Here is a 23,440-nt window from a genome sequence, read left to right as displayed (position 1 = left end):
CTGATCAAATGTGGGAGCTGGCTTGCCTGCGATGAGTGCACTGCGGTCTCAGGAGGGGCGCACCACATCACCCGTCACCAGGTCCCGAATCAGGCTCGGGTTCTTGCGCCCACCCAGGGCGCCGCCCAGCACCAAGTCCACTTGCCCGCGAAAATACTGCTCCACGCGAAGCCGCGTGCGGGCCGCCGGGCGGCCCTGAGGGTTGGCCGAGGTGGAAATCAACGGGCCGACCTGGGCGCACAAATCCCTCACCAACGGGTGATCACTGACCCGCAGCGCAACGGTTTCATGCACACCCGTGACCCATTCGGGCAGCAAGTCTTGATGGGGCACCAGCCAGGTATTCGGCCCTGGCCAGGTGCTGGCCATGCGTTCGATCCACGTTTGCGGGAAATCTTCAAACAGAAAGTCGAACTGACGAATATTGTCCGCCACCAGGATCAGGCCTTTGTCGACCGAGCGGTTCTTGATCGCCAGCAGTCGATCCACTGCTTCTTCGTTCCACGGGTCGCAGCCCAGGCCCCAAACCGCTTCGGTCGGATAGGCGATCACTGCGCCTGCGCGAATTTCCCGTGCGGCTTCCAGCACACGCCACCTGTTGACCATTGTTTACTCTCCGGACTAAAGCTCTGGGCAGTTTACCGATCTTCGTTACAAAACCTAGCGCCAAAAACGGGCCACTACAAAAGCGGACACCGCGCCAGCCAACGCCCGCTTTCGCAAATCACCTGGCCCTCCAACTCCAGCTCTGTCAGGGTGGCCAGTACTTGGGACAACGGCCGACCGCTGGCAATCGCCAAGGCTTCGCTGCTATGCGGTGCCGCGTGCAGCAGCGCCACCAACGGATGGGTCACGGGCACCGGCGCAGCATGGGACAACCGCTGCCAACCGCGCAGGCTTTCAAGAATGTGCTCGATGGTTTCCACAAGCACCGCGCCATCACGGATCAGTTGATGACAGCCCTTGGCGGCGGGGTGGTGGATGGAGCCTGGAATCGCGTACACCTCGCGCCCTTGCTCCGCCGCCAGGCGTGCGGTGATCAGCGAGCCGCTGGCCATACTGGCCTCCACCACCAGCACGCCTAACGACAGCCCGCTGATAATCCGGTTGCGCCGTGGGAAATTGCCGGCCTGGGGCGCTGCATCCAGCGGAAATTCGGAAACCACGGCGCTGCCTTGGGCAATCATCGCGGCGGCGAGCCTGCGATGGCGCTGTGGATAAAAATTTTCCAGGCCAGTGCCGAGCACGCCGATGGTATGGCCGCCTACGTCCAATGCCGCCTGGTGCGCCGCGCCGTCAATGCCCACCGCCAGCCCACTGGTGATGACAAAACCGGCGCTCGCCAGGCTACGGGAAAAGGCCGCTGCCGTGTCCATGCCCGGGCGAGAGGCACGCCGGCTTCCGACCATGGCCAACTGTGGTTTTTCCAGAATACCAGGGTCGCCCGCCACGAATAACAACGGCGGCGCATCGTCGATCTGCGCGAGCAACGCCGGGTAATCAGGTTGGTCCCACATCAGCAAATGCTGGGCCGGGCGCGCCAGCCAGGCCAACGCTTCACTGGCACCGTCACGGACTTTGGGGCTACGTCGGGCCTCGGCACTGACGGCGGGTAAACCGAGGGAACGCCAGGCGCTGGCGGGAGCACTCAGGGCCTTGGAAGCGCAGCCAAAGGCTTCGACCAATACGTGAAAACGCTTGGGCCCCAGTTCTGGCAGCCTGTGCAAGCGTAGCCGGGCTTCCAGCTCTGCCGGGGAAATATCGCTACTGTTTATCGGATTCATATGATCATCCTTGACCGGAACAAGCTGTGGATAACTCTGTTGGTAACTTATTTAGCCGGCTATTTATTGCGCTTGATCAGCCGTCTCGAAACGGTCTTGCACGGCTAGCGACCGTGAAGCGCTGAGCACCAGGGCATAGCTGAGCTTTTCATAGGTGCGAAACACCAGAAGGGTGCCTGCTCGCTCATCCGGGAGTGGTGTGGGCGTGCCGGTGAGGGCGTCTCGCACGGTGGCGCCAGCCTTAATTACCGTCAGCAGTTGGCCCTCCACCAGGCCATCGCGGCGGCCCTTGTTCAGGGTCACAGCGTCGAGCACGCCAATCTGCGTGACGCCCTTGGGGATGTCGATGATGTGCCCTGTAATCAAGGGTGCAGGTTTGCACGGCTCCAGGTTCGCCAAAGCAACGGGAGGCTCGGCGCGCAACAAGCGGTCGCCTGGGCGGATTTCCTGGGTCACCCGTTGCACTGCGAGGGTGCTGAGGCTGTCGGCAAGCACAAAGCGCGCAGTGCCGATGTCGTCGGCATTGATGCCGAGTAACTCCTGGGTAACGGGGTCGGTGTAGGCCTTGCCTCGCCGAAAGATCCCGTAGCTCGGCTGGGCCGGGTCCAGACGCCCGCGCGCATGCACACGCTCGTCGTTGGCACCCAGCACGCGCCCGCCTTGCGCCGCAATAATGTAAGGCGCGTTATCCAGGTCCTCGGGCGAGTCAAAAATACGGTTGTGCAGTAAAAAGTGCTGGATGGCCTGTTGCGCTGCCTGATCCAGGCGCTCAGTGGGTTGCGCAATCAAAGCCGTAGCGAACGGGGCCCACAGCAGCAAGACGAGTAGCGATTTCCTCATGGGGTGAATCTCCTTTATTATGTGCGTTCGCGTGAAATGCCATGGCCTTCGCGGCTTCCGAGCGTTTCACACCGGCCGTATGGGTCCATCCCACCGCCGATTTGTCTCTTCCTCACATGTGCAGCAATTACGCTTATGGCTATTTTGAACATCCTCGAATTTCCCGACTCGCGCCTGCGCACGATCGCCAAGCCGGTGGTCGTAGTGGACGACAAGGTTCGTCAGTTGGTCGATGACATGTTTGAAACAATGTATGAAGCCCCGGGCATCGGCCTCGCCGCTACCCAGGTCAACGTGCATCTGCGCGTCGTGGTCATGGACCTGTCGGAAGATCGCAGCGAACCTCGGGTGTACATCAACCCTGAGTTCGAACCGCTGACCGAAGAGATGGGCGAATACCAGGAAGGCTGCCTGTCGGTGCCGGAGTTCTACGAAAATGTGGAACGCCCGCTACGCGTGAAGATCAAGGCGCTGGACCGTGACGGCAAGCCGTTTGAGCTGATTGCCGAAGGTTTGTTGGCGGTGTGCATCCAACATGAATGCGACCACCTCAACGGCAAGCTGTTTGTCGATTATCTGTCCACGCTCAAGCGTGACCGCATCAAGAAGAAGCTGGAAAAAAAGCATCGCCAGCAAGCTTGATGCCCTTCTTCCAAAGGCTTGCTGCGGCAAGCCTTTTTCTTTTGTGACTGTTTTTAACCGAGAACTCCCATGACCGAGCCATTGCGCATTGTTTTTGCCGGCACCCCTGAATTCGCCGCCGAACACCTCAAGGCGCTGCTTGCCAGCCCTTATGACATCGTCGCGGTGTACACCCAGCCGGATCGCCCGGCCGGTCGCGGGCAAAAACTGATGCCGAGCCCGGTCAAGCAATTGGCGCTGGAGCACAACATTCCCGTGCTGCAACCGCCGACGCTGCGTAACGCCGAGGCCCAGGCAGAACTGGCCGCGCTGAAGCCGGACCTGCTGGTGGTGGTGGCTTACGGTTTGATCCTGCCTCAGGCTGTGCTGGATATCCCGCGCCTGGGTTGCATCAACAGTCATGCTTCACTGCTGCCACGCTGGCGTGGTGCGGCGCCGATTCAGCGCGCCGTTGAAGCGGGCGATCAAGAGAGCGGCGTGACCGTGATGCGCATGGAAGCCGGCCTGGATACCGGGCCGATGCTGCTCAAAGTCACCACGCCGATCTCCGCCCAAGACACCGGTGGCAGCCTGCACGACCGCCTGGCTGAGCTGGGGCCGCCCGCCGTGATCCAGGCCATCGCCGGCCTGGCTGCCGGCACCCTGCAAGGTGAAATCCAAGACGACAGCCTGGCCACCTACGCCCACAAGCTGAACAAGGACGAAGCGCGCATTGACTGGAGCCGCCCAGCCGTGGAGCTGGAGCGCCTGGTACGTGCCTTCAACCCATGGCCGATCTGCCACAGCACCCTGAACGGTGAAGCCTTGAAAGTGTTGGCCGCGACCCTGGCCGATGGCGCAGGCGCTCCCGGCGAGATCATCGGCGCCAGCAAAGACGGCCTGTTGGTGGCTTGCGGTGAACAGGCGCTGTGCCTGACGCGCCTGCAATTGCCCGGCGGCAAGGCGCTGAACTTCAGCGATTTGTTCAACAGTCGTCGTGAGAAATTCGCCCTGGGTACCACGCTTGGAGTGGTCACTCAATGAACCCACGTCTGGCCGCCGCCAAGGCTCTCGCCGCCGTGCTCAACGGCAAGGCTTCGCTGAACAGTTCTCTGCCGACGCAGTTGGATAAGGTTGAAGACCGCGACCGCGGGTTTACGCAGGACCTGGCCTTTGGCACCGCCCGTTGGCAGCCACGGTTGTCTGCGTTGGCCGCCAAGCTGCTGCAAAAACCGTTCAAAGCGGCGGACGCGGATGTCGAGGCGCTGTTGCTGGTGGGTCTCTACCAGTTGCTCTACACCCGCGTGCCGGCCCACGCCGCTATCGGTGAAACCGTCGGTTGCGCCGACAAGCTGAAAAAGCCCTGGGCCAAGGCCCTGCTCAATGCCGTGCTGCGCCGCGCCCAGCGTGAAAGCGAAGCGCTGTTGGCCGAGCTGGAACATGATCCGGTGGTGCGCACCGCCCACCCGCGCTGGCTGCAAAAATCCCTGAAGGCCTTTTGGCCCGAGCAATGGGAGGCTATCTGCGCGGCCAACAACGCGCACCCGCCGATGATCCTGCGGGTCAACCGTCGCCACCACAGCCGGGATGCATACTTGCAATTACTTGCCGACGCGGCCATCAACGCCACCCCGTGCGTTTACAGCACGGACGGTATCGTGCTGGAAGCCGCCGCCGATGTACGCAGCCTGCCGGGCTTTGCCGAAGGCTGGATCAGCGTGCAGGACGAGGCCGCGCAGTTGGCTGCCGACCTGCTCGATTTGGCCCCCGGCCAGCGCGTACTCGACGCCTGCTGCGCGCCAGGCGGTAAGACGTGTCACATCCTTGAGGTTGAAAAAGACTTGGCCGGGGTGGTGGCTGTGGACCTTGAGGCCAAGCGCCTGGTGCGCGTGCGGGAAAACCTTGCCCGCCTGGGCCTCAGCGCCGACCTGATCGCCGCCGACGGCCGCGACACCGCCACCTGGTGGGACGGCAAGCCATTCCAGCGCATCCTGCTGGACGCTCCCTGCTCGGCCACCGGCGTGATCCGACGTCATCCGGACATCAAGCTGACCCGCCAGCCCGACGACATCGCCGCCCTGGCGGTGTTGCAAGGCGAACTGCTCGACGCGCTGTGGCCGACTCTGGAAGTCGGCGGCATCCTGCTTTACGCCACCTGCTCCACCTTGCCCACCGAAAATACCGAGGTCATCCAAGCCTTCCTCGCCCGCACCAGCGGCGCGCGTGAACTGGACCTCGCTACCACCGCGGGCATCAAGCAGCCCCACGGTCGCCAACTGCTCGCGCAGGAAGGCGGGCATGATGGCTTCTACTACGCCAAACTGATCAAGATTGCCGCCGCGCGCGGCTGAATGGTTTTAAGGGAGTGACCGGATGAAAATCATCATCCTTGGAGCAGGGCAGGTCGGTGGCACGCTGGCCGAACATTTGGCCGGTGAAGCCAACGACATCACCGTGGTCGACACCGATGCCGAGCGCCTGCGCAACCTGGGCGACCGCCTGGACATCCGCACGGTACAAGGCCGGGCGTCGTTTCCGACGGTGCTGCGCCAGGCCGGTGCCGACGATGCCGACATGCTGGTGGCTGTGACCAACAGCGACGAGACCAACATGGTCGCCTGCCAGGTCGCCCACACCCTGTTCCACACCCCGACCAAGATCGCTCGGGTGCGCGAAGCGGCCTACCTGACCCGCGCCGGTCTGTTCGATAACGACGCCATCCCGGTTGACGTACTGATCAGCCCGGAACAGGTGGTGACCCACTACATCAAGCGCCTGATCGAAATTCCAGGTGCGCTACAGGTTATCGACTTCGCCGAAGGCAAAGCGCAACTGGTGGCAGTGAAGGCCTATTACGGCGGGCCGCTGGTGGGCCAGCAACTGCGCCAGCTGCGTGAGCACATGCCAAACGTGGAAACCCGCGTCGCCGCGATTTTCCGCCGTGACCGGCCGATCCTGCCCCAGGGCGATACGGTGATCGAGGCTGACGACGAAGTGTTTTTCATCGCCGCCAAGGCGAACATTCGTGCGGTCATGAGCGAAATGCGCAGGCTCGACGAGAGCTACAAACGCATCGTCATCGCCGGCGGTGGGCAGATTGGCGAGCGTTTGGCCGAAGCCATCGAAAGCCGCTATCAGGTGAAGATCATCGAGATGAGCCCGACGCGGTGCCGGCATTTGTCCGATACCCTCGACAGCACTGTCGTACTGCAAGGCAGCGCCTCGGACCGTGATCTCCTGATGGAAGAGAACATCGCCGACGCCGATATCTTCCTGGCCCTGACCAACGATGACGAAGCCAATATCATGTCGTCCTTGCTCGCCAAGCGGCTGGGGGCGAAGAAGGTGATGACCATCATCAACAACCCGGCCTATGTGGACCTGATCCAGGGCGGCGATATCGACATTGCCATCAGCCCGCAGTTGGCGACCATCGGTACCTTGCTCGCCCACGTGCGCCGTGGCGACATTGTCAGCGTGCACTCGTTGCGCCGTGGCGCAGCGGAAGCCATCGAGGCGATTGCCCACGGTGACTCCAAGTCCAGCAAAGTGATTGGCAAGGCGATCCGCGATATCGGCCTGCCGCCCGGTACCACCATTGGCGCGATCATTCGCGATGAAGAAGTCATCATCGCCCACGACGACACGGTGATCGCCACCGGAGACCATGTGATTTTGTTCCTTGTGGACAAAAAACATATTCGCGATGTGGAGAAGCTGTTCCACGTGGGGTTGAGTTTTTTCTGATTAAAAAATTGTGTGAGCCTGCCGCCGCCATCGCAGGCAAGCCCGCTCCCACATGTGATCGCGCTCCAAGTATGGGAGCGGGCTTGCCCGCGATGACGATATCGAAACCGCTATGTAGCTAAAGGATGCACAGCCATGCTCGAATCCCTGGAAAAAATGCTCGCCAAGGGTGTGGATAATTCATTGCTGCGCTTTGGCCTGGGCAAGGGTTATCTGGACCTGAAGGACAACGCAAAGGCGGCCGAGCATTTGCAGCGATGCGTCGAGTTCGATCCGAAGTACTCGGCGGCGTGGAAGTTGTTGGGCAAGGCGCGGCTGGGATTGGAAGATCGCGCGGCAGCACGCCTGGCATGGGAGAAGGGCATCGAAGCCGCCCAGGCCCATGGCGACAAACAGGCCGAAAAAGAAATGACGGTGTTCCTGAAGAAACTTGATCGCCAAACCTGAGGTGATCACCTGTGGGAGCTGGCTTGCCTGCGATGCAGACACCTCGGTATATCAGGCACTCCGAGGTGATGCTATCGCAGGCAAGCCAGCTCCCACATTTGATCTCCATTGGGCTGGAGGTCAGCGGTGAGTCAATACCACCGCGCCTCACCCGGTGGGCGTTTCTTGAAGCGCTTCATGCTCCACATGTACTGGCTTGGGTAAGCACCTACATAGCGCTCAACTACCTTGCTCATCGCCGCACAGGACGTCGCGGTGTCGGTGCTGTACATATCTTCCGGCGCCGCCTCCAGGATCACCTTGTAGCCCGAGCCGTCCGGCAGCCGCAGGGCATGCAGGAACACACCGACTGCCTTGTGGCCCGCAAGCATGTTCGGAACGAACTTGCTGGTAAGCGCCTGGGTGGCAAAAAACGGTACGAAGATCCCGGCGGACTCAGCCGGCTCCGGGTCGGCAGGAATGCCCACCTGGCCGCCTTTGCGCACTTCCTTGATCACGCTGAGAATGCCTTCCTTGGTGGAAGCCGCCACGCGGTTGCCCAACTGCACGCGCTGCTTGCGCAGCAACTCGTCCACGGCCTTGAGCTTGGGCGGGCGATAGAAAATGATCGGTTTACACTGGCTGCAGTAGAAGTGGTTCAACACTTCCCAATTGCCTAGATGGCTGGTGATGCCCACCACGCCTTTGCCAGAAGCCAGGGCCTCGTGCAGCACTTCCAGGCCCTCGACTTCGCGGACCAGGTCGATGGAGCGCTGCGCCGGCCAGATCCACGCACAGGCGCTTTCAGTGAGGGACTTGCCGATATCCATCAGGCTGCGGCCCACCAGGCGCTCGCGCTCTGCCGGGTCCATGTCCGGGAAGCATTTGGAGAGGTTTATCCGCACTGTATCGCGGGAACGGTTGGGGGTTTTCCACATGATCCAGCCGATCCCTGTGCCGACGGCTTGTACAGCGCGCCAGGGCAGCAGGGCAAACAACCGAAGAGCGCCTACCAGCAAGACGCCTTTAAACTTTTCCACAGTTCACTCCTGATCGTGTGTGGTGCGCAAAGCCGACATTCTAACCGGCGTTGACCAAGTCCGCGTAACGGTCGCAGTCCTGGGTGTGGTCCATGACCATGCCCGAGGCCTGCATGAAGGCGTAGCAGATGGTCGGCCCGACGAAGGTGAAGCCGGCCTTTTTCAAGGCTTTGCTCATGGCTTCGGCTTCGGGCGTGATCGCCGGGACGTCGCTGCGATCCTTGAAGTGATTGACCTTGGGTTTGCCGCCGACAAACGACCACAGCAACCCCACCGGGTCTTCCAGCGCCAGCCAGGCCGCGGCGTTGCGCCGGGTAGCGTTGAGCTTCAAGCGATTGCGCACGATGCCCGGGTCCTGCATCAGCACCTCGATTTCTTCATCGCTCAATTGCGCCAGACGCTGCGCGTCAAAGCCGAACAACACCTTTCGATAATGCTCGCGTTTGCGTAAAACGGTGATCCAGGACAGGCCTGCCTGGAACCCTTCGAGCAAAAGCAACTCGAACAAACCCTGCGCATCGCGCAGCGGCGTTCCCCACTCTTGATCGTGATATGCCATGTACAGCGGATCTTCAGAACACCAAAAGCAGCGTGGCATAAGGCTCCAGGGAGTGGTGGCGGGGCCGAATCGGGTATACTCCCGCTCTTTAAATCGCAGCCCAAGTAACAGGTGAATTTCGTGAGCCAGCCTACGCCAGCCGTGCGTACCTTCCAAGACTTGATCCTCGCCCTCCAGCAATACTGGGCCGAGCAAGGTTGTGTGGTACTTCAGCCCTACGATATGGAAGTAGGCGCCGGCACTTTCCACACCGCTACATTCCTGCGGGCCATCGGCCCGGAAACCTGGAACGCCGCTTATGTGCAGCCCAGTCGCCGCCCGACTGACGGCCGCTACGGCGAAAACCCGAACCGTCTGCAGCACTACTACCAGTTCCAGGTGGTATTGAAGCCCAACCCGGACAACTTCCAGGAGCTGTACCTGGGCTCGCTCAAGCATGTGGGCCTGGACCCACTGGTGCACGACATTCGTTTCGTCGAAGACAACTGGGAATCGCCAACCCTGGGCGCCTGGGGCCTGGGCTGGGAAGTCTGGCTCAATGGCATGGAAGTGACGCAGTTCACCTACTTCCAGCAAGCCGGCGGCATCGAGTGCTACCCGGTCACCGGCGAAATCACCTATGGCCTTGAGCGCCTGGCCATGTACCTGCAAGGCGTGGACTCGGTCTACGACCTGGTGTGGGCTGACGGCCCGTTCGGCAAGGTGACCTACGGCGATGTGTTCCACCAGAACGAGGTGGAGCAGTCCACCTACAACTTCGAACACGCCAACGTCGACAAGCTGTTCGAACTGTTCGACTTCTATGAAAGCGAAGCCAAGCGCCTGATCGAACTCGACCAGCCGCTGCCGTTGCCAAGCTATGAAATGGTGTTGAAGGCGTCCCATACCTTCAACCTGCTGGATGCCCGCCGTGCCATCTCGGTTACTGCGCGCCAGCAATACATCCTGCGTGTGCGCACCCTGGCGCGTTCCGTCGCCCAAGCCTACCTGCTGGCTCGCGCCAAGCTGGGCTTCCCGATGGCAACCCCGGATTTGCGTGATGAAGTGTTGGCTAAGCTGGAGGCTGCACAATGAGTGCTCAAGATTTCCTGGTTGAACTGGGCACCGAAGAGCTGCCACCCAAGGCCCTCAATACCCTGGCCGATGCATTCCTGGCCGGTATCGAAAAAGGCCTGCAGACCACAGGCCTGAAGTTTCAAGCCAAGAAGGTCTATGCCGCGCCGCGCCGCCTGGCGGTACTGTTGACCGCGCTGGAAACCCAGCAGCCGGACCGCAGCATCAACCTGGACGGCCCACCGCGCCAGGCGGCTTTCGACGCCGAAGGCAACCCGACCCAAGCCGCCCTTGGCTTTGCCAAGAAGTGTGGCGTGGAGTTGAGCGAGATCGACCAGAGCGGCCCGAAACTGCGTTTCAGCCAGGTCATCACCGGCAAGCCGACCGCCAGCCTGTTGCCGACCATCGTTGAAGATTCCCTGAACGACCTGCCTATCCCCAAGCGCATGCGCTGGGGGGCGCGCAAGGAAGAGTTCGTGCGTCCGACCCAATGGCTGGTGATGCTGCTCGGTGACCAGGTCATCGATTGCACCATCCTCGCCCAGAAGGCAGGTCGTGAGTCCCGTGGTCACCGCTTCCATCATCCAGAAAGCGTGCGTATCACTTCGCCGGCCAACTACCTCAACGACCTGCGCGCTGCTTATGTGCTGGCCGACGCCAGTGAGCGTCGCGAGCTGATCAGCAAGCGCACCGAAGAATTGGCCCGCCTGCAGGAAGGCACCGCCATCGTGCCGCCAAGCCTGCTGGACGAAGTGACCGCCCTGGTGGAATGGCCGGTGCCGCTGGTGTGCTCGTTCGAAGAGCGTTTCCTCGATGTGCCGCAAGAAGCCTTGATCACCACCATGCAGGACAACCAGAAATACTTCTGCCTGCTGGATGTGGACGGTAAGTTGTTGCCGCGTTTTATCACCGTGGCCAACATCGAAAGCAAAGACCCGCAGCAGATCATCGCCGGTAACGAAAAAGTCGTGCGCCCGCGCCTGACCGACGCCGAGTTCTTCTTCAAGCAAGACAAGAAGCAGAAGCTGGAAGACTTCAACCTGCGCCTGCAAAACGTGGTGTTCCAGGAAAAACTCGGCAGCGTCTACGACAAGGCCGTGCGTGTGTCCAAGCTGGCGGCCTACATTGCCCCACGTATTGGCGGTGATGCCGCATGGGCTGCGCGTGCCGGCTTGCTGTCCAAGTGCGATCTGGCCACCGAGATGGTCGGCGAGTTCCCAGAGATGCAAGGCGTGGCCGGTTACTACTACGCCCTCAACGACGGCGAGCCGGATGATGTCGCCCTGGCCCTGAACGAGCAGTACATGCCGCGCGGTGCCGGTGCAGAACTGCCGACCACCCTGACCGGTGCAGCCGTGGCGATTGCCGACAAGCTGGACACTCTCGTTGGTATCTTCGGTATCGGCATGCTGCCCACCGGCAGTAAAGACCCATATGCCCTGCGCCGTGCGGCCTTGGGCGTGCTGCGTATCCTGATCGACAAAAAGCTGGACCTCGACCTGACCCAGGCCGTGGTATTTGCTGTCAGCCAGTTCGGCACCAAGGTCAAGCAAGCCGGCCTGGCCGAGCAAGTGCTGGAGTTCGTGTTCGACCGCCTGCGTGCGCGTTACGAAGACGAAGGCGTGGACGTTTCCGTCTACCTGTCGGTACGTGCCCTGCAACCGGGTTCGGCACTGGACTTCGACCAGCGTGTACAAGCCGTGCAAGCGTTCCGCAAGCTGCCGGAAGCCGATGCCCTGGCCGCCGTGAACAAGCGCGTGTCGAACCTGCTGAGCAAGGCCGATAACCTCGGCAGTGCCGAAGTCGACCCTGGCCTGTTTGCCGACGCCAAGGAGTTCTCGCTGAACTCGGCCATCGCCAAGGCAGAGAACGCCGTGAAGCCGCTGATCGCCGAGCGTGACTACGCGCAAGCGTTGGCGCGCCTGGCGTCGTTGCGTGAGCCCGTGGATGCGTTCTTCGAAGCAGTGATGATCAATGCCGACGATGCCGGCGTGCGCAAAAACCGCTACGCGATGCTCGCGCGCCTGCGTGGTTTGTTCATCAATATCGCCGACATCTCCGTACTGGGCTGACCATGTTGAAACTGCTGATTCTCGATCGGGACGGGGTGATCAACTACGACTCCGACGCTTACATCAAGTCGGTGGAGGAGTGGATCCCGCTGCCCGGTTCGATCGAGGCCATCGCGCAGTTGAGCAAAGCCGGCTGGACAGTGGCCATCGCCACCAACCAGTCCGGCATCGCCCGCGGTTACTACGACATCGCCACCCTGGACGCCATGCACGCGCGGTTGCGCACGTTAGTGGCCGAACAGGGCGGTGAGGTGGGGCTGGTGGTCTACTGCCCCCACGGGCCGGACGAAGGCTGCGATTGCCGCAAGCCCAAGCCTGGCATGTTGAAAATTATTGCAGAACATTACAAGGTGCCCTTGGCTGGGATATGGTTCGTCGGGGACAGCCTCGGTGACCTGGAGGCGGCCAAAGCCGTCGACTCTCAGCCAGTTTTGGTTAAAACCGGAAAAGGCGAAAAGACCCAGGCTAAAAACCTGCCGGTAGGCACCTTGATTTTTGACGATCTGGCGGCCGTTGCCGCAGAACTTATCAACAACTAGCCGCCCTCGACTTCCTGACCAAGGACTGTTCGGGAGTGCGCTTTTAACAGGCGGGCCGTGTCCCGCAACGGTAAATGCCGCCATGTCGATCTTGCAGGCCATCAGAACCTTTTTCTTTTACCTGCTGCTGGGCACCAGTTCGTTTCTCTGGTGCACCCTGAGCTTTTTTATTGCACCGTTCCTGCCCTTCAAGGCGCGCTATCGCTTCATCAACGTTTACTGGTGCCGCTGCGCGTTGTGGCTGAGCAAGGTGTTCCTGAATATTCGTTTCGAGGTCAAGGGCGCTGAAAACGTTCCTGATCAGCCGTGCGTGATTCTCTCGAACCACCAGAGCACTTGGGAGACGTTCTTCCTCTCTGCGTATTTCTCGCCGTTGAGCCAGGTGCTCAAGCGCGAGTTGCTGTATGTGCCATTCTTCGGCTGGGCCATGGCCATGTTGCGTCCGATCGCCATCGACCGGGACAACCCCAAGGCTGCGCTCAAGCATGTCGCCAAGAAGGGCGATGAGTTGCTCAAGGACGGCGTCTGGGTGCTGATCTTCCCTGAGGGCACGCGGGTCCCCTACGGCACAGTGGGCAAGTTCTCACGCGGTGGTACCGCCCTGGCGGTCAACGCCAACCTGCCTGTGCTGCCGATTGCGCATAACGCTGGCAAGTTCTGGCCCAAGACTGGCTGGGCTAAACGCCCAGGCACTATCACTGTAGTGATCGGCGAGCCGATGTACGCAGAAGGCGAAGGACCACGTGCCATCGCCGCCCTGAACGACCGCGCTGCGGCGTGGAATGAGGCGCAGCAACGGGCCATGGGCTCCCTGCCTCCGGAACCGGTGGTGGTGGAGACGCCGGCCGTTTGAGCATCTGTGGATAACCTGTGTACGCTTTGTTGGCGAATTGGCTTTTTTGCTTCATAACAAGCTGATTTACTTACATATTTCTGAAGCTCATAAAATTCAGAAAAACGTGCATAAGTTTTTTCTTCATAAAAAAACCGGTCCTTGTGACCGGTTTTTTATGCACAGCAGAAAAGCCGCTTTTTCAGTCCTCCAATAGCGGCAGCAACAGGATAAACGTCGAGCCCTTGCCTAGCTCACTTTCGCACACGATCCGCCCTCCATGCCGTTCTACTACCGCCTTGACCATGGTCAGGCCCAACCCAAGACCTTCACTGCCCTGGGCCGAATCGAAACGTCGGTATTGGTTGAACAACTCCGGTAGATCTTTAGGCGCAATCCCCGGTCCCTGATCGCTTATCCCGCATTCCAACCAGCCTTGCGCACTGCCATGCCTCAACGTGACGGTGGTGCCGGACGGGGAGTATTTGATCGCGTTCTCAAGCACATTGAACAACGCCCGGGTGAGCAGCGATTGGTCGGCATAGACCATGGCCTCATCCGCCTCATCCAGGTCGTGGACCAAATGGATGCCCTTCAACTGCGCAATCACCGCCACTTGGTCAAAGGCGTCCATCACCAGCATGGCAAACAGGGTGGGCTGGAACTGGTAACCGTCCGCTTCAGCCTTGGCCAATTGCACAAAGGATTCGGTCAGGCTCAAGGCCCGCCGTACCTGCTGTTCGATCTGAGTAAACACCGGGGACTCCCCGTTGTGCACGTCCAGCAGGGCGAGGATCGCTGAATGCGGTGCACGCAGGTCGTGGGAAAGGAAACGCAGCATGGTCTCGCGGTGCTGCTGGGCTTCACGCTCCTTGCTCAGGTCCGTGAGGCTCAACAACCAGCCGAGGGCGAAATCCCCTTCGGCAGGCAGCAAAGGTGCCAGTTCCATGCGCAAACTGCGTTGGTGGATATCGCGAAACTCGACCAGTTCCAACGCCGACAGGGTAGGGCGTACGCCATTGTGCAGCGGGGGATAACCCAGATCGGCGAGCTGTTCGACGAGGTTTTCGCCGACCAGGTCATTGCCGAATACTTCACGGGCCACGCGGTTGGCCAACAGGATACTGCCCTGGGGATCGGTAATCAGGGTCGCTACCGGCAGGCACTCCAAGCCATCAGCCATAAAGCGCCGCGTATCGCGGGTACGGCTGACGGCTTGTTCAAGGGCAAAGATCCGCCCTTGCAGCACATCGCCCTTACTGGCGGGCGCGCGACGACGTTCCGGAAGCACCTTGGGCTCGTTATCCAGGCGTGCCAGTTCCCAGCCAAAGTAGGCGAGGATCACGCTCAGACGTCGCCAATTCCAGATCAGGTAACTCAGCAACAAACCGATCAGGCACGCTGCGGGGCTCCACCAGTGGCCCAGGCGCAATAAGGCCCATGAGCCCAGCAAAGCCACGGCCATGCCTGCCAAGGTCATCCACAGGGCGTAGCGTGGGCGCACAAGCAGAAGGCCCAACAGCAGGGCCACCAGGGACGTTGCCAGCAACGCCGCCAGCCAGCCGGGCAAATCGACGATGCTGCGGCCCTGCAATAAACCATTCAGTACGTCCGCCTGGATCTCAACGCCCGCTGTGGTACCTACGGTGGAAGAGAGCGGCGTCACGAACCGATCGGCCATGCCATAGGCTGAGGCGCCGATCAGAACCAGCCGACCACGCAGCGACTCGGGAGGTACCTCGCCGCGCAATACGCTGACGTAGGACACACTGGGAAAATGGCCTGGTTCCGAAGTGAACGGCACACGGATTTCATGTTCCTGGTGCCAGTGACCTCCAGTAGGCTCTTGCGGCAGGCCCGGCATCGTCTCGGCTTGCTCGCTCATGGCGAATGCCAGCCACGCCAACTGAGGAAGCGTGCTTCCCGGCGGGCCTTCACGTAGATACACGCTGCGCACCACTCCGTCGTTATCCGCTTCGACGTTGATGTGCCCGACGCCCTTGGCGCACTTGAGCAGTGGCGACAACGGCGTTACCTGGGCCTTGGGGCTGACGCTGCTGTCCCCGGCGATGGGCAGCAATACATTGCCGGCTTTGCAGACGGCATCGGCCAGTTGTTGGTCGTCATTATTGTCGCCGGGCTCACTGAAGATCACGTCAAACAAAATGCCCGCTGGCTGTGCGGCGTTCAGGCGTTCAATCAGTTCGGCATGCACGTTGCGCGGCCAGGGCCACGGGCCGAGTGCTTCCAGGCTGGGCGTATCAATGGTCACCAGAACGATGCGTGGGTCTACCGGTAACGGCGTGAGGCGGCGCAGGCTGTCATAGAGCGGATTGTTGAGTGCCAGGCCCGCGCTCAAGGATAAGTAGGCGGTGAAGGGCAGGAGCACCAAACCGATCAACAGCCATTCACGAACCAGCCCATGAAACAAAAGCTGGGCCTGGGTAGGTTGGCGTTTTTCGGCTTTGCGCCAAAGGTTCACAGGGCTACCGCCAAGTGGGTGCCAAGAAGTTGATGGTCATTGAGTAAAGGTGTCATAAGCCCAGGATCCCTCTCCATGGGGTTGCGATGAAGTGCATACGGTGTTCTGAAACCAGTGAAGCTTATTTGGGTCTCATTGGAGGACTTCCCGCGACCTCGCAATGAACGATACCGTACATTGAAGCAGGCATAACGCACCGGCGAGGCGATCGGCACCGACCCTTTTCCTGACCGACAGGAGCCGGTATCTTTCTTTGAGGATCGTAGTGGGTGGAGTGTACGGCGCTTTCAGCGTATCGAGAGATCCGAGCAACGTAGAATCCGTCCATAATTATTCAGATTCAGAGGCAGGCACTTGTACAGCATGTGCCTCCCATTCAAGCTCTCGTATTTTTGTAGGAAGGACCCCACCCATGCGTGTCGCAATACTGGATGACGAACCCGCGGAATTGCGACGGGTGGAACAGACACTGCGACAGATTCCCGGCCCGGCTGAACAGCCTTGGTCCCTGCATTTCTTTGAGCGCGGTGAAGATCTGCTGCGCCAGTTACGCCGGGAAACCTTTGACCTGCTGATTCTTGACTGGCAACTGCCGGACATCTCCGGGATCGCGTTATTGCGCTGGACTCGCGAGCACATGGAATCGCCTCCCGCCGTCATCATGCTCACCAGTCGCGACGCCGAGAGTGACATCGTGACAGCGTTGAATAGCGGGGCGGATGATTATGTCAGCAAGCCGTTTCGGCCCAACGAACTCAAAGCCCGAGTCAGCGCCGTCCTGCGGCGCCACGGATTGCAGAAGTCGGCTACCCAAGAAGTGCAGAGCTTTAACGATTTGACGTTCGACGATGCAGAACTGACCGTCACCCGTGCGGGCAAACCCATCAACCTGACAGAACGGGAATACCGTTTGGCAAGCTGTCTATTTGCCAACCTGGCCCGACCGTTGTCTCGCGAGTACCTGTATGAACGGTTCTGGAGCCACGAAGAAATGGTGTCGTCGCGGCCGTTGGACACGCATATCTACCGCCTGCGTAACAAGCTAGGGCTGACAGCTGATCGCGGTTGGCAGTTGTTGACGATCTATGGGTACGGGTATCGTTTGGAGAGTGTGACACCCGCCGCGCAAAGTTGAGTACGCCGATGTTCCACGTGGAGCATTTAAGAATTCGAGTCTGCAGACCAATAAAAAAGGCCAACGCTAAGCGTTGGCCTTTTGTTTTTAGCTGATGTGCCTGATCAGAAGTCCAGGTTAGACACCGCCAAGGCATTGCTCTCAATGAAGTCACGACGAGGCTCGACCGCATCACCCATCAGGGTGTTGAAGATCTGGTCTGCGCCAATGGCGTCTTCAATGGTCACGCGCAGCATGCGACGCTGAGCAGGGTCCATGGTGGTTTCCCACAGCTGATCAGGGTTCATCTCGCCCAGACCTTTATAGCGCTGGATGGTATGACGCTTGGTGCTTTCCGCCATCAACCAGTCCAAGGCTTCCTTGAACTCCTTGACCTGCTTCTTGCGTTCGCCACGCTGAATGTAAGCACCGTCGTCCAGCAGGGTGCTCAGTTGAGCCCCTAGGGTGACTACGGTCTTGTAGTCGTTGCTGCCGAAGAAGTCGCGGTTGAAGGTGACGTAGTTGGACAGGCCGTGGGAGATCAGTTCGACCTCTGGCAGCCATACGTTACGTTCACGGTCTTCACGCAGGCTGGCTTTGTATACCAGGCCAGACTTCTCCACCGTACGCAGGCGCACTTCGTACTGGGCCAGCCAATCTTGCATGGCGGCGTGATCGCCCAACTGCTCCAGGCTCACGGCTGGCAGGTAGATGAAGTGCTCGGTCAGCTCCTGAGGGTACAGGCGCGACAAACGCTTGAGCGTCTTCATGACCATACGGAAGTCGTTGACCAGGCGCTCCAGCGACTCACCCGAGATGCCCGGCGCTTCGTCATTCAGGTGCAGGCTCGCATCTTCAAGGGCCGATTGCGTCATGTACTCTTCCATGGCGTCGTCGTCTTTGATGTATTGCTCTTGCTTGCCCTTTTTCACTTTGTACAACGGCGGCTGGGCGATGTAGATATAGCCACGCTCAATCAGCTCCGGCAACTGACGGAAGAAGAAGGTCAGCAGCAGGGTACGGATGTGTGAACCGTCGACGTCAGCATCGGTCATGATGATGATGTTGTGGTAACGCAGCTTGTCGATGTTGTACTCATCGCGGCCAATACCGCAACCCAATGCCGTGATCAAGGTGCCGACTTCCTGGGAGGAAATCATCTTGTCGAAGCGGGCCTTCTCAACGTTGAGGATCTTGCCCTTCAACGGCAGGATGGCCTGGGTGCGACGGTTACGACCCTGCTTGGCGGAACCGCCAGCAGAGTCACCTTCCACCAGGTACAGTTCGGAGAGGGCAGGGTCTTTCTCTTGGCAGTCAGCCAGTTTGCCTGGCAGGCCGGCGATATCCAACGCACCTTTACGGCGTGTCATCTCACGGGCCTTACGTGCGGCTTCACGGGCGCGGGCAGCATCGATCATCTTGCCGACGACCAGCTTGGCTTCGTTCGGGTTTTCCAACAGGAAGTCGGAGAAGTATTTACCCATTTCCTGTTCAACCGCGGTCTTCACTTCGGAAGACACCAGCTTGTCTTTGGTCTGGGAGCTGAACTTCGGATCCGGTACCTTGACCGAGATAATCGCCGTCAGGCCTTCACGGGCATCGTCACCGGTGGTGGCGACTTTATGTTTCTTCGCCAAGCCTTCCGCTTCGATGTAGGTGTTCAGGTTACGCGTCAGCGCGGAACGGAAACCCACCAGGTGAGTACCGCCATCGCGTTGTGGAATGTTGTTGGTGAAGCACAACAGGTTCTCGTTGAAGCTGTCGTTCCACTGCAGGGCGATTTCCACGCCGATGCCGTCTTCGCGCTGAATGTTGAAGTGGAACACCTGGTTGACCGCGGTCTTGTTGGTGTTCAGGTATTCAACGAACGCACGCAGGCCACCCTCGTACTTGAACAGCTCTTCTTTGCCGCTGCGCTCATCCTTGAGGACGATGCCGACACCGGAGTTAAGGAAAGACAGTTCACGAATCCGCTTCGCCAGGATGTCCCAGCTGAAGTGGATGTTCTTGAAGGTTTCAGCCGATGGCTTGAAGTGGATCTGGGTACCGGTGGTTTCACTGTCACCGACGATTTTCATCGGTTCCTGTGGTACGCCGTGGACGTAGGTCTGCTCCCAAATCTTGCCGCTACGGCGGACAGTGAGGATCAGTTCTTCGGACAGGGCGTTCACTACCGACACACCTACACCGTGCAAACCACCGGATACTTTATAGGAGTTGTCGTCGAACTTACCGCCAGCGTGGAGCACGGTCATGATGACCTCTGCCGCCGAAACGCCTTCTTCTTTGTGCACGTCTACCGGGATGCCACGACCGTTGTCACGCACGGTGATGGATTCATCCGGATGGATGATAATGCTGATGTCGTCGCAGTGACCGGCCAGAGCTTCGTCGATGGAGTTATCGACCACCTCGAACACCATGTGGTGCAGACCGCTACCATCATCGGTGTCGCCAATGTACATACCGGGACGTTTGCGTACGGCATCCAAACCTTTCAGCACTTTAATGCTGGTCGAGTCGTACGTGTTTTCTTCGCTCATGCCTTCACTCCCGATGGTCGTGGGTCTGGGTGATACGGCCTTGTTCCACGTGGAACAAAGCGACTGGCGTTTCCGTCTGCCAGCCTTCCCTCAATAATTCGTGGTCTACACAGGTGATAAACACCTGGCAGCGTAAGTCTTCCAACAAGCGGCATAGCGAGCGGCGGTGCTGCTCGTCGAGTTCCGACGGCAAGTCATCCACCAAATAAATACATTGACCGCGTCGAGCCTGGCTAACCAAATGGCCTTGCGCGATACGCAACGCACAGACCACCAACTTCTGCTGGCCGCGGGACAATATATCCGCAGCATTGTGTGCACCTAATCTAAGGCGCAAGTCAGCGCGCTGGGGGCCGGCCTGGGTGTGTCCGATTTGCTGATCCCGTTGCAAGGACGTTGCGAGCACCGCATTCAGCTCACGTTCTTTGTCCCAACCCCGGTAATAACTCAGCGTCAGCCCCTCAAGGTCCAATAACTCGCTCAAGGTCTGCTCAAAGACTGGTTTCAAGGCTTTGATATAGGCGCGGCGGTATTCATCTATTTCGTCGCTGGCCAGGCACAGTTCACGGTCCCAGGCTGCTTGCGAAGCGGCGTCAAGTGTACCATGCCGCAGCCATGAGTTCCGCTGCCGCAGGGCCTTCTGCAGGCGCTGCCAAGTGGCCATGAAGCGTGGTTCCACGTGGAACACGCCCCAGTCGAGAAACTGCCGGCGGATTTTCGGGGCCCCCTCCAGCAATCGAAAGCTGTCGGGGTTGATCAGTTGCAACGGCAGGATCTCTGCCAGTTGCGCTGCGCTGCGCGCATTTTGCCCGTCGATTCGGATCTGAAATTCGCCACCGCGATCACGCGATATCCCCAGGCTGCTATGACCGCCCTCAGCCAGTTCCACTTGGCCAAATACGGTACAGGCCAATTGTTCGTACTGAATCACGGGTAACAGACGGGCACTGCGGAAGGAACGCGCAAGCCCCAGCAGGTGGATGGCTTCCAGCACGCTGGTTTTACCACTGCCGTTGGCGCCATGGAGGATGTTGATGCGGGGGGAAGGGGAGAAGGTCACCGGGTGCAGATTGCGCACCGCGGTGACCGAGACGCGACTAAGGGACATCTAGCTTCTGCTGAGCATGATTACAGGCGCATCGGCATGACAACGTAAGCCGAGTCGTCGTTGTCAGATTCTTGCACCAAGGCGCTGCTGTTGGAGTCCGACAGGATCAAACGAACCTGTTCGGTGGTCATGACACCCAGCACGTCCAACAGGTAGCTCACGTTAAAGCCGATTTCCAGCGATGCGCCGTTGTAGTCGACACCCACTTCTTCTTCCGCCTCTTCCTGTTCCGGGTTGTTGGCCTGGATTTTCAGTTGGCCGTTGGCCAGCTGCAGGCGAATACCACGGTACTTTTCGTTGGACAGAATCGCAGTACGGCTGAAGGCTTCACGCAGGGCCTGACGATCACCGACCACCAGCTTGTCGCCACCTTTAGGCAACACACGCTCGTAGTCCGGGAACTTGCCGTCGACCAGCTTGGAGGTGAAGGTGAACTCGCCGGTGGTGGCACGAATGTGGTGCTGGCCCAACACGATGCTGACGTTGCCGTCCGGCTCGGTGAGCAAACGCGCCAGTTCAAGGATACCTTTGCGTGGAACAATCACCTGGTGCCGATCTGGCTGACCGATATCGGCACGCATCGAGCACATTGCCAGACGGTGACCGTCGGTGGCCACGGCGCGGATGATGCCTTCCGATACTTCCAGCAGCATACCGTTGAGGTAGTAACGCACGTCCTGCTGAGCCATAGCGAAGCTGGTGCGCTCGATCAAACGACGCAGCTTGCTTTGCTCCAGGCTGCACGTCAGCGAGCCCGGGCCTTCTTCTACGGTTGGAAAGTCATTGGCCGGCAAGGTCGACAGGGTGAAACGGCTACGGCCTGCCTTGACCACCAACTTCTGCTCATCCACCTTGATGTCGATCAGCGCATCGTTGGGCAGGCTTTTGCAGATATCCATCAGCTTGCGCGCCGGCACGGTGATCTCGCCCGGTTCGGCGGGCTCTTCGAGCTGGACGCGACCCACCAGTTCGACTTCCAGGTCGGTACCGGTCAAGGACAACTGCTGCCCCTCGACCACCAGTAATACGTTGGAAAGCACCGGCAAGGTCTGTCGGCGCTCGACGACGCCTGCGACCAGTTGCAGGGGTTTCAACAGGGCTTCGCGTTGAATGGTGAAATGCATGGTCTAGTCCCTTGCCTTAATAAGCTGCGCTGGTGTCATCACGTAGTCAGTGTACGCAGCAGGTTCTTGTAGTCCTCGCGAATATCCGCGTCGGATTCCTTAAGTTCATTGATCTTGCGGCATGCATGCAAGACCGTGGTGTGGTCGCGTCCGCCAAACACATCACCGATTTCCGGCAGGCTGTGGTTGGTCAACTCTTTGGAGAGGGCCATGGCAACTTGGCGTGGACGTGCGACCGAGCGCGAACGGCGCTTGGACAGCAGGTCGGAAATCTTGATCTTGTAGTACTCGGCCACGGTGCGCTGGATGTTATCCACACTCACCAGCTTGTCCTGCAAGGCCAACAAGTCTTTCAAGGACTCGCGAATCAGCTCGATGGTGATATCGCGGCCCATGAAGTGCGAGTGGGCGATGACCCGCTTGAGCGCGCCTTCCAGCTCACGCACGTTAGAACGGATGCGTTGGGCGATGAAGAACGCAGCATCGTGCGGCAGATCGACTTTAGCCTGGTCGGCTTTCTTCATCAGGATCGCAACGCGGGTTTCCAGCTCGGGTGGCTCGACTGCAACCGTCAGGCCCCAGCCGAAACGCGACTTCAGACGTTCTTCCAGGCCTTCGATTTCCTTCGGGTAACGGTCACTGGTCAAGATGACCTGCTGGCCACCTTCGAGCAGGGCGTTGAAGGTGTGGAAGAACTCCTCTTGGGAACGTTCCTTGCGAGCGAAGAACTGAATGTCATCGATCAACAAGGCATCAACGGAGCGGTAGAAACGTTTGAACTCGTTGATTGCGTTGAGCTGCAAAGCCTTGACCATGTCGGCCACGAAGCGCTCCGAATGCAGGTAAACCACCTTGGCATTCGGGTTCTTCTTTAATAGGTGGTTACCGACGGCGTGCATCAAGTGCGTCTTACCCAAGCCTACGCCGCCATAAAGGAAGAGCGGGTTGTAACCATGCTTGGGGTTATCGGCGACCTGCCAGGCGGCCGCTCGGGCCAGCTGGTTGGACTTGCCTTCGACAAAGTTCTCGAAGGTAAACGTGCGGTTCAGGTAACTGGTGTGCTTGAGCGCGCCTTCTACCTGCACAGTACGTTGTTCGGAGCGCACAGGCGCCTGTTGGGAGCTGGCACCGGCCATCGGGTCGAAGCTGTCGCGGGACGGCTCCTCATTCTCTGGCGCATTTTTGCGCGACGACGGCTTGGACGGCGCAGCTGCCGGTGCAGGTGCTGCGGCGACAGGCGCCACTGCGGCCTGGGCTTGCGACGCGGCGGCGGCCAATGGCGCATTCGGCGCGGCGCGGGGAGCCGAGCTGCGCTTGCTGCCTATTAACAAAGAGAGAGCAGGCGCCAGACCGTTGCCATGTTCATCGAGCAATTCGAGAACGCGGCTCAGGTACTTCTCGTTGACCCAGTCGAGGACAAAACGATTGGGCGCATAGACACGCAACTCGTCGCCTTCGGCTTCGACCTGTAGCGGACGGATCCAGGTGTTGAATTGCTGGGCAGGCAGCTCATCGCGCAAAAGCTCCACGCACTGCTGCCAAAGTTCCACTGACAC

The 23,440-nt window shown here is 59.7% G+C and carries 20 protein-coding genes; 10 read left to right on the top strand and 10 right to left on the bottom strand.

Going from position 1 to position 23,440, the window contains the following annotated elements:
* Positions 1-48: 48 nt before the first annotated feature.
* From CLM72_RS00100 to CLM72_RS00090, 3 genes are all read right to left on the bottom strand, one after another.
* The gene (locus tag CLM72_RS00100; RefSeq protein ID WP_105225266.1) at positions 49-606 is read right to left on the bottom strand and encodes an L-threonylcarbamoyladenylate synthase; all 558 of its coding nucleotides are present in this window, start codon (positions 604-606) and stop codon (positions 49-51) included.
* Between the two features lie 74 nt (positions 607-680).
* A complete protein-coding gene (gene dprA, locus CLM72_RS00095) occupies positions 681-1,784 on the bottom strand; it encodes a DNA-processing protein DprA (RefSeq protein WP_105225265.1) in 1,104 nt (367 codons plus the stop codon).
* Between the two features lie 63 nt (positions 1,785-1,847).
* Entirely contained in the window at positions 1,848-2,624 is a 777-nt protein-coding gene (locus CLM72_RS00090) for a peptidoglycan-binding protein (protein WP_105225264.1), read from the bottom strand.
* A gap of 135 nt (positions 2,625-2,759) precedes the next feature.
* Between CLM72_RS00090 and def the strand changes: the two genes are divergently transcribed.
* The 5 genes from def (at position 2,760) to CLM72_RS00065 (ending at position 7,439) form a co-directional block, all read left to right on the top strand.
* Positions 2,760-3,266: a peptide deformylase gene (def, locus tag CLM72_RS00085; RefSeq protein WP_105225263.1), complete on the top strand. Its 507-nt coding sequence runs from the start codon at positions 2,760-2,762 to the stop codon at positions 3,264-3,266.
* Positions 3,267-3,335: 69 nt separating this feature from the next.
* Complete coding sequence (gene fmt / locus CLM72_RS00080; RefSeq protein WP_105225262.1) at positions 3,336-4,289, top strand: methionyl-tRNA formyltransferase; 954 nt, start codon at positions 3,336-3,338, stop codon at positions 4,287-4,289.
* Positions 4,286-5,596, top strand: a complete 1,311-nt coding sequence (gene rsmB, locus CLM72_RS00075; RefSeq protein WP_105225261.1) for a 16S rRNA (cytosine(967)-C(5))-methyltransferase RsmB — start codon at positions 4,286-4,288, stop codon at positions 5,594-5,596. The genes fmt and rsmB overlap by 4 nt, the downstream gene beginning before the upstream one ends.
* A gap of 22 nt (positions 5,597-5,618) precedes the next feature.
* Complete coding sequence (gene trkA, locus CLM72_RS00070) at positions 5,619-6,992, top strand: Trk system potassium transporter TrkA (RefSeq protein WP_014716287.1); 1,374 nt, start codon at positions 5,619-5,621, stop codon at positions 6,990-6,992.
* Between the two features lie 135 nt (positions 6,993-7,127).
* On the top strand, positions 7,128-7,439 hold the full coding sequence (locus CLM72_RS00065; RefSeq protein ID WP_105225260.1) for a lipopolysaccharide assembly protein LapB: 312 nt from the start codon (positions 7,128-7,130) through the stop codon (positions 7,437-7,439).
* Between the two features lie 131 nt (positions 7,440-7,570).
* Here CLM72_RS00065 and CLM72_RS00060 read toward each other — a convergent pair whose 3' ends face one another.
* Together CLM72_RS00060 and CLM72_RS00055 are read right to left on the bottom strand one after the other, a co-directional pair.
* Positions 7,571-8,458, bottom strand: coding sequence for a lysophospholipid acyltransferase (locus CLM72_RS00060; protein WP_105225259.1), 888 nt, complete (start codon positions 8,456-8,458; stop codon positions 7,571-7,573).
* 40 nt (positions 8,459-8,498) lie between these two features.
* A complete protein-coding gene (locus CLM72_RS00055; RefSeq protein ID WP_003187266.1) occupies positions 8,499-9,056 on the bottom strand; it encodes a DNA-3-methyladenine glycosylase I in 558 nt (185 codons plus the stop codon).
* Between the two features lie 81 nt (positions 9,057-9,137).
* Here CLM72_RS00055 and glyQ point away from each other — a divergent pair, with 81 nt between their 5' ends.
* The 4 genes from glyQ to CLM72_RS00035 all read left to right on the top strand — a co-directional run bounded on the left by glyQ (position 9,138) and on the right by CLM72_RS00035 (position 13,534).
* The gene (gene glyQ, locus CLM72_RS00050; RefSeq protein ID WP_003187265.1) at positions 9,138-10,091 is read left to right on the top strand and encodes a glycine--tRNA ligase subunit alpha; all 954 of its coding nucleotides are present in this window, start codon (positions 9,138-9,140) and stop codon (positions 10,089-10,091) included.
* Positions 10,088-12,142: a glycine--tRNA ligase subunit beta gene (gene glyS / locus CLM72_RS00045; RefSeq protein WP_105225258.1), complete on the top strand. Its 2,055-nt coding sequence runs from the start codon at positions 10,088-10,090 to the stop codon at positions 12,140-12,142. The genes glyQ and glyS overlap by 4 nt, the downstream gene beginning before the upstream one ends.
* Positions 12,143-12,144: 2 nt before the next feature.
* Positions 12,145-12,681, top strand: coding sequence for a D-glycero-beta-D-manno-heptose 1,7-bisphosphate 7-phosphatase (gene gmhB, locus CLM72_RS00040; protein WP_161793233.1), 537 nt, complete (start codon positions 12,145-12,147; stop codon positions 12,679-12,681).
* Between the two features lie 82 nt (positions 12,682-12,763).
* On the top strand, positions 12,764-13,534 hold the full coding sequence (locus CLM72_RS00035; protein ID WP_003187258.1) for a 1-acyl-sn-glycerol-3-phosphate acyltransferase: 771 nt from the start codon (positions 12,764-12,766) through the stop codon (positions 13,532-13,534).
* 181 nt (positions 13,535-13,715) lie between these two features.
* Here the strand turns inward: CLM72_RS00035 and CLM72_RS00030 are convergent, their stop codons facing one another.
* On the bottom strand, positions 13,716-15,995 hold the full coding sequence (locus CLM72_RS00030; RefSeq protein ID WP_105225257.1) for a CHASE2 domain-containing protein: 2,280 nt from the start codon (positions 15,993-15,995) through the stop codon (positions 13,716-13,718).
* Positions 15,996-16,407: 412 nt separating this feature from the next.
* Here CLM72_RS00030 and CLM72_RS00025 point away from each other — a divergent pair, with 412 nt between their 5' ends.
* The gene (locus CLM72_RS00025; protein WP_073526337.1) at positions 16,408-17,130 is read left to right on the top strand and encodes a response regulator transcription factor; all 723 of its coding nucleotides are present in this window, start codon (positions 16,408-16,410) and stop codon (positions 17,128-17,130) included.
* 104 nt (positions 17,131-17,234) lie between these two features.
* On the opposite strand, the gene gyrB is transcribed toward CLM72_RS00025, so the two are convergent.
* The 4 genes from gyrB to dnaA are packed head-to-tail and all read right to left on the bottom strand — an operon-like array spanning position 17,235 to position 23,440.
* Complete coding sequence (gene gyrB, locus CLM72_RS00020; RefSeq protein ID WP_017528682.1) at positions 17,235-19,652, bottom strand: DNA topoisomerase (ATP-hydrolyzing) subunit B; 2,418 nt, start codon at positions 19,650-19,652, stop codon at positions 17,235-17,237.
* A gap of 4 nt (positions 19,653-19,656) precedes the next feature.
* Positions 19,657-20,760: a DNA replication/repair protein RecF gene (recF, locus tag CLM72_RS00015; protein WP_020302573.1), complete on the bottom strand. Its 1,104-nt coding sequence runs from the start codon at positions 20,758-20,760 to the stop codon at positions 19,657-19,659.
* A 20-nt stretch (positions 20,761-20,780) separates the two neighbouring features.
* Complete coding sequence (gene dnaN / locus CLM72_RS00010; protein ID WP_003187250.1) at positions 20,781-21,884, bottom strand: DNA polymerase III subunit beta; 1,104 nt, start codon at positions 21,882-21,884, stop codon at positions 20,781-20,783.
* A gap of 38 nt (positions 21,885-21,922) precedes the next feature.
* A complete protein-coding gene (gene dnaA / locus CLM72_RS00005) occupies positions 21,923-23,440 on the bottom strand; it encodes a chromosomal replication initiator protein DnaA (protein ID WP_105225256.1) in 1,518 nt (505 codons plus the stop codon).

Source organism: Pseudomonas sp. MYb193, from assembly GCF_002966775.1.
Classification (GTDB): Bacteria; Pseudomonadota; Gammaproteobacteria; order Pseudomonadales; family Pseudomonadaceae; genus Aquipseudomonas; species Aquipseudomonas paracarnis.
The sequence above is the reverse complement of the archived record's forward strand: the minus strand, read 5'-3'. Positions and strand labels throughout refer to the sequence as shown.